Origin of the sequence: Priestia sp. YIM B13490 (assembly GCF_042787735.1) — a bacterium.
Classification (GTDB): domain Bacteria; phylum Bacillota; class Bacilli; order Bacillales; family Bacillaceae_H; genus Priestia; species Priestia megaterium.
In genome coordinates, this window is the sequence record NZ_JBHZOT010000036.1 from 1 (window position 1) to 6,485 (window position 6,485).

General features: G+C 33.2%; 7 protein-coding genes. 5 read left to right on the forward strand and 2 right to left on the reverse strand.

Features of this window, described 5'->3' with window-relative positions; genetic code table 11:
* The 3 genes from ACFX4R_RS29285 to ACFX4R_RS29295 all read left to right on the forward strand — a co-directional run.
* On the forward strand, positions 1-551 hold a 551-nt coding region (locus ACFX4R_RS29285; RefSeq protein ID WP_483879963.1), incomplete at its 5' end, for a restriction endonuclease.
* Between the two features lie 74 nt (positions 552-625).
* Positions 626-1,039, forward strand: coding sequence for an NUDIX hydrolase (locus ACFX4R_RS29290; RefSeq protein WP_043981752.1), 414 nt, complete (start codon positions 626-628; stop codon positions 1,037-1,039).
* A gap of 522 nt (positions 1,040-1,561) precedes the next feature.
* A complete protein-coding gene (locus ACFX4R_RS29295) occupies positions 1,562-2,083 on the forward strand; it encodes a L,D-transpeptidase (protein ID WP_377571720.1) in 522 nt (173 codons plus the stop codon).
* Between the two features lie 281 nt (positions 2,084-2,364).
* On the opposite strand, the gene ACFX4R_RS29300 is transcribed toward ACFX4R_RS29295, so the two are convergent.
* Entirely contained in the window at positions 2,365-2,853 is a 489-nt protein-coding gene (locus tag ACFX4R_RS29300) for a CBO0543 family protein (protein WP_322552721.1), read from the reverse strand.
* 746 nt (positions 2,854-3,599) lie between these two features.
* Here ACFX4R_RS29300 and ACFX4R_RS29305 point away from each other — a divergent pair.
* Both ACFX4R_RS29305 and ACFX4R_RS29310 read left to right on the forward strand, forming a co-directional pair.
* Positions 3,600-4,040 carry a YaiI/YqxD family protein gene (locus ACFX4R_RS29305; protein ID WP_340449172.1) on the forward strand — a complete coding sequence of 147 codons (441 nt, stop codon included), beginning with the start codon at positions 3,600-3,602 and terminating at the stop codon, positions 4,038-4,040.
* Positions 4,041-4,913: 873 nt separating this feature from the next.
* On the forward strand, positions 4,914-5,495 hold the full coding sequence (locus tag ACFX4R_RS29310) for a type 1 glutamine amidotransferase family protein (RefSeq protein WP_377571722.1): 582 nt from the start codon (positions 4,914-4,916) through the stop codon (positions 5,493-5,495).
* A 354-nt stretch (positions 5,496-5,849) separates the two neighbouring features.
* On the opposite strand, the gene ACFX4R_RS29315 is transcribed toward ACFX4R_RS29310, so the two are convergent.
* Complete coding sequence (locus ACFX4R_RS29315) at positions 5,850-6,032, reverse strand: hypothetical protein (protein WP_340449167.1); 183 nt, start codon at positions 6,030-6,032, stop codon at positions 5,850-5,852.
* Positions 6,033-6,485 lie beyond the last annotated feature (453 nt).

Below are 6,485 nucleotides of genomic sequence, written 5' to 3' on the forward strand. Positions count from 1 at the left end.
GGTGTACGTACGGTTCGGAGGGGAGCTCTTGGAAACCTCCTGTAGAAATACAGAAAGGCGCTGGGTGCTTACCCTACTTGCAGGCCCTTTTCCAACAGTTAGGATATAAACCTCAAGTAACCAAAAAGTCTGGTGACTTTGGGGCTGATTTAGTGATGAAAGGCAAAGAAAAGATTGTCATTCAAGCTAAACGATATGGAATTAAAAATCGGGTTAGTATTTCAGCTGTACAAGAAGTGTATGGGGCAAAAGCGTATTATAAAGCGAATCAGGCGTGGGTTGTGACGAATAGTTATTTTACGAAACAAGCGAAAGAACTTGCAGCTGCATGTGATGTGACCTTATTGGATCGGGCGGATCTTCAAAAGTTTATTAATGAGGTAAATCCCGTTTTTAAGGCACGGGAAATCTTTGAAAATATCACACCAGAACCTCGTAAATGTCCAAAGTGTGGGCAAGATCTAGTCGTACGAGATGGGAGTGGCACTCGCTTTTTTGGCTGTTCCTCTTTCCCTTCTTGTCGTCATACAGAGAAAATTAATAAGGAATGAAAAATTTAGAATGGCGATAAAGTTGTTAGGGTTTGTATATGTTGTATCCGTACGCTTAGGAGGATTTATACTTTATGGAAGAAGTAAAAGTAGTCTATGCCCTCATTAAAAATGAGTACAATCAGATTTTAATGGTTGATAATCATGAAGGACATTGGTCTTTTCCAGGTGGAAGAGTAGAAGCTGGTGAGTCATTAGTCGAAGCTATAATTCGAGAAGTATTTGAGGAAACTGGATTGATAATTGAACCAGGCAAAATATTAGCCATCAACGAAGGGAAATATTTGAAAAGGAACCATCATGCTATCTTCTTTACTTTTGAAGGACATATTGTAGGTGGAACTGAAGAAATCAAGATGCCTAAAGAAATATTCCAACTTGCATGGGTCGATATTGAACAAGTGGAACAACGTGCTCCTTATTATTTAGAAGGAATTAATAAACTTTTACAAGGGCATGCATTTTACTACAACCAAGGAACAGTATAAAGAAGACAAAAATAGTTCTGATCATTTTTAAATTAATGTTTTAATACAAAAAGGCCTCTCTTCCATGAGTGGTCTTTTTTATATGTATTTTGAGGTGCTGAAATTTGCATCGAATGAGTTATACGCAAAACAAAAGTTCATTTCGTTAGAGAACGTTTCTCTGCAAAGAGTAGGACTGAAATAGTGCCTAATAGAGAATAAAAACAGGGAGGTTTCAAATAATATTAATAATTCACAAATAATGGAGGTCGTCTATGCGTTCAAATAATAATTTTGTGGCACTACTGTTCTTCTCTATTTTGGGTATGGTTGCTACCATTGTTTTTAGCAGTGTTATTATTTCTCAGAATAACCGTCTATTAAGAGAAAGAAAATAAAGATAAAGATAAAAAGAGGTCAATTTATTGTAATGCAAAGTTGGCCTCTTTATTTATTAAATAATCGTTACGATAAGCATCTTTCCATTTGGAAGGTGCTTTTTTCATTTCATATAAACATATAAAAAAGAGGAGAGATATTTTTATGAAAAACATCTTTATGAAATCGATGACCGTTCTTACATTAATAATGGTCGCATTATGTGGAGTAAATCAGGGGAAAACAGAAGCAGTAAGTAAGCCAGCGAATCAAGATTTGATTATTATTAACAAGTACTATAACAAGCTTGCCTATTTTCACAATGGCTATATTGAAATCGTTGATCCAGTAGCAACGGGAAAAACGTGGTATAAAACACCTGTTGGCTTTTTTAAAGTGGTAAACAAAATTAAAAACCGCCCTTACTATACAGGACATATTCCTGGGGGCGATCCTCACAACCCATTAGGAAAACGTTGGTTAGGATTAAATGCTAACGGTACGTATGGTGATACATACGGTATTCATGGCAACAAAAATGAAAGCAGCATTGGAAAGTACGTGAGTCAAGGATGCGTGAGAATGCATAATGCAGATATTGAAAAGCTTTATGATAAAGTTCAAGTAGGTACGCCTGTTGCGATTACGTATTCCTATAAGAGCTTTGTTGATCTTACGGGCGTATAGGGTTATAAATTCAAAGGTTATAAAATGAAAAACAACTAATACCTGAGTAGCATTCCCAAGTTCTTCTCATGCTCATGTGAGTGAAGTATCTATTGGGGGTAACTTAACAGGATGGGAAAATGAAGGTCTGTTCCGTGCATTAACTGGTTGCGAAACATCCGGTAATTCATTCGAGACTGAACAATTAAATTTGTTCACCTTTGAAGAAGCAGAACCAGTTGAGTCTCCACCTATAAAACAAGAGGGAGATACAAGATCACTTTTTTTAGTAGGAGCATAGGTTAACCCTCTTGTTTCTTTTGTATAATGTTAATAATTGCAATTACTAAACGACTAAATAAAGCTCTTACATTAAGGCTAATAAGGCTGTAATACCATTTCCATCCTTTTTGCCACTTGATTAGTTTCGTATATTTTTCTGCCCATAACTCAACTAAAAACAATGAACTGATGGTAAGTACAATCTTGTATACAATTTTAAAAGGATTATCATTTTTTGTTAAATGATAAAGCCATAAAGAAACAGTTGGTAAACATAAGAAATCAAATAAAACATTCGATTTAAACTCTTTAGGTATAAAGCGTATAGGGTATTGAAGTATTTGACGATTAACTAGAAATCTGTCAACGATAGCATTTGTATATCCATTCATAAACAAGACCAACAGTGAGTCTTTGACAGGGGTTTTCTTTAAAACGAAGGGTAAGCTACCTAAAAATATGACGGTTATACACTTTAGAAATTGTCTTTCTAATTTTTTACTTTTCATATAGTTTCATCTCCTTTCTTAGTCGTAAAATTAGTATTAACTGTTCTATGATTTACGATGCAACAGTTTTTCCTATGTCATGCAAATGTAACAAAATAAACCATTAAAATTTTTCTCAAATTGTTACATTCGTTCGGTATTAAAAAACTGAATAGGAGTGTTGTCCATTGAAGAAAAAGCTAGTACTTATGATAATTGCTTTGGGAGTTTTTACCCCGAATTAGGCATTTTCCGCACCAAGAGATAGCCTTATTAAGGTAGGCTAATTCTTTCTTTTATGTATTTATTGTTTCATACCTTATTTTTTCGTAAACATTTAGGATATGCAATAACATTTATACTAAATTAAAAACTCGTTAATTTATTTAAGTAAATGATAAATTATTTTTGTTATAGATACTTTAGTATTTACATCTATTGTAGAAAAAGGGTCTATTTGAGTTATTATTTCCTCAACATTACAAGGTTCACATAAATCAATTAAAAACAAATATCATCACACTCCTAATAAAGAGAAATCACATCATTATTATTATGGGTTTCATAAGTGATAATAACATCTTTTTCATATTTTAGAAGGTTACGTGAGATCAAATTAGCTTCTCCTTTTAAAAAAGAGAGCATCAAACACGCGCTTTAATACAACAACTGTTTTTTAATAGTTTTAGGTAAAATATCTTATCGTTTGACAAAGGCTAAATCTTCCATTATCATCAACTCAAACTTATTTACGGGGAGAGGTAAAGATGAAAATTTATGTTGATGCAGATGCTTGTCCGGTAAAAGATATCATTATCTCTGAAGGTACGAATGCTAAAATTCCTGTTATCCTTGTTACTAGCTTTTCTCATTTTTCTAATGTGGAACAACCATCAGGAGTGGAAACCATTTATGTTGATTCTGGAGCAGATGCTGCGGATTATCGGATTATGGGGTTAGTAGAAAAAGGAGATATAATCGTTACGCAAGATTATGGTCTTGCTTCGCTAGGTTTAGCAAAAGGGTGTGCGGTACTTCACCATAATGGGTCTAGCTATACAAATGAAAACATTGACCGATTATTACAAACACGTTATCTGAGTGCAATGGCGCGAAAAAGCGGAAAGCGTACAAAGGGGCCAAAACCATTTACACCCGAAGATAGAGAGAGATTTAAGGGGCTTTTTAAAAGAGCAATTTCACGTTAAAAAAGAACCATCCATTTTCAAGAAAACCCTAGAAAAATAAATTGTCCAAATATTAAACTAACCTGCCTCGTTAGCTTAAGTAAATAATAAAGCACTTCCGTTATAAGCCCTTTAATCTTCCAAAAGATTTAACATTGAATTTAGTGTATTAAATACTTAAGTAGAAGTACCAATAGGCGACCTATTCCTTCTGCTCAGAAAGATAAAGTCACCTACACGATTTTTCCATTCATTATTATTTACCCTTTCCTTTTTCCTATTTATAAATTTATTGGTTTACATGTTTCTGTTCTAACTGATTTACTACATCTTCCTGACATTCATTGATAAATAAATAAGTAAGATATGAATGTAAATCAAATCGTTCTTCATTAATAAATGTAGAGAAAACCTGTTTATATTCGCTCAATAGTTTGACCTCCTTTATGCAAGTTCCTATTTTTTATTATTGTACAACTAGCAATCTCTTATACATACAAATTAACAAAATATTTTATATGATAAGCCATTCTCATCTTGTACTGGCCCTGCCTACGCCATATAAAATGATAGCCAAGCTTGCTATCCAACCTTATTTTCATTATATATGTAATCGCTTACGAAATAAATTAAAATAATTGAATATTCTGTTTTTATAGCAGTGTTAGGGACAGCATGAAAAATTCTTATAAGTAGCTAAAAAATTAAATAATTAGAAAGAGACTGTATATGTTAAAGTATTGGACTAAAATCAAATAAAAGTCCGCAAAAGTATACTTTTACAAACGATATAATTTTCTATTTTATGGAATATATAAAATATGGTAAATTAAGTTAGGAGATTAGTAATGTACTTGGTTATATTTCCAATCAAGAATTAGGGAGGACATATAGATGAAAAAAGTGTTGGTCTTTATTACAGATGGTTTTGCTGATTGGGAAGCCAGTTATGTGACAGCTGAGTTAAATAAACTCGGCACAGGATTTCAAGTTCAAACAATTGCGATTGATAATAATCCTAAGGTTTCAATGGGAGGATTGACTGTTCTTCCAGATTACAGCTTACACGACTTTTCTTCTAAATTGGAGTTTGTTATGTTAATTATTCCTGGGGGAACTGGATGGAGAGAAGAGAAAAATCATCAGGTAAAGAAGCTTGTGAGTTTTTGTTTTGAACATAATATTCCTGTTGCAGCGATTTGTGATGCAACTACCTTTTTAGGCAATTATGGGTTTCTTGATCAAAATAAACATACAGGAAATTCATTACCTTATTTAAAAGAAGGAGCACCTAATTATCGAGGTGACGAAAACTATATAGAAGCACAATCTGTTAGTGGTGGCTGCCTAATTACTGCTAATGGAAGTGGTGCATTAGAATTTTCGAGAGATATTTTAGAAAAATTAGATGTTCTAAAAGGTAAAGAATTAGAAGAGTGGTACGATTTATTTAAGATTGGTTTTATTAAAAGGTAAATGAGATTCTAGAGTGGAGGTACTTCTCAGTATCTTGAGTAGTTTAATCTTATAATATGTATTAATTTTCAAAGAAATATCATGCTATAATTAATTTGCACGCACATGTTATCTTGGAGTAAGGGCACTTTTCTCGATAGAAAGGTGCCCTTTTCTATACTTTATTGAACACTCCTTGAGCACCAATGCACACATTTTGTGTTAGTTTATACTGAGAAAAAGAGTACTTTAGGATTGCTCTTTTTTTTGTTAAATGGTATAATTTCCAAAATATAAAGATTCTACATGGTTTTAGTTTTGTAAGATAAAGCTTATTGGAGAACCGCCTTACTTTTGTAGGGCGGTTTTTTCGTGCTATTTTTTTGGATGGTATCCGAGGTTTGCATTTACTTTTCCAGTTATTCCATCGTTTTCAGCAGGAATTTTATTTCCGACAGATTGGGGTACATCTATTGGTTGGATACTTCCACCGTTTGTATCATAACTATTGCTATGATTGTTATTATCATGGGTTTCATTGAAACCGTGTTCTGGCATAAAAACACCTCCTAAACGTATTATTTGATTTGTGTTGAAGAAAATAAGAGGTAGTATGAGGAAATTACTAATACAACTAACTACTCACGAAAAGACTTTTAATTTTGCATATGAATTCGCTAGCAACACGATTTTAGGCGAAAAAAGAGCAACCTTGATTATTTCGGCTGCTTTTAGTAGATCTCATACATATTTGATGCATAGAATAAGCTATTTTCATCACATTTTTCACATATAGTAAATTTTTTGTAGGGTTAACATATATATGAAATGTGCACTTTTTATACATCCTCCTCCCACTTGGGTATCGAGTAAATGCTTTCATATCAAGGACTTATAAAAATCTGCATACTCCGGAAAAAGAACCCTCGGCAGATGAACTGAACCCAAAAAGTTAGACAATTTATATTTAAGCAACGTAGTTGGCATGAGTACGGTATTCGACTGGACTCA

Coding starts and splice junctions, on each gene's coding strand:
- ACFX4R_RS29290 (WP_043981752.1), top strand. CDS start 626: ATGGAAGAAGTAAAAGTAGTCTATGCCCTCATTAAAAATGAGTACAAT.
- ACFX4R_RS29295 (WP_377571720.1), top strand. CDS start 1,562: ATGAAAAACATCTTTATGAAATCGATGACCGTTCTTACATTAATAATG.
- ACFX4R_RS29300 (WP_322552721.1), bottom strand. CDS start 2,853: ATGAAAAGTAAAAAATTAGAAAGACAATTTCTAAAGTGTATAACCGTC.
- ACFX4R_RS29305 (WP_340449172.1), top strand. CDS start 3,600: ATGAAAATTTATGTTGATGCAGATGCTTGTCCGGTAAAAGATATCATT.
- ACFX4R_RS29310 (WP_377571722.1), top strand. CDS start 4,914: ATGAAAAAAGTGTTGGTCTTTATTACAGATGGTTTTGCTGATTGGGAA.
- ACFX4R_RS29315 (WP_340449167.1), bottom strand. CDS start 6,032: ATGCCAGAACACGGTTTCAATGAAACCCATGATAATAACAATCATAGC.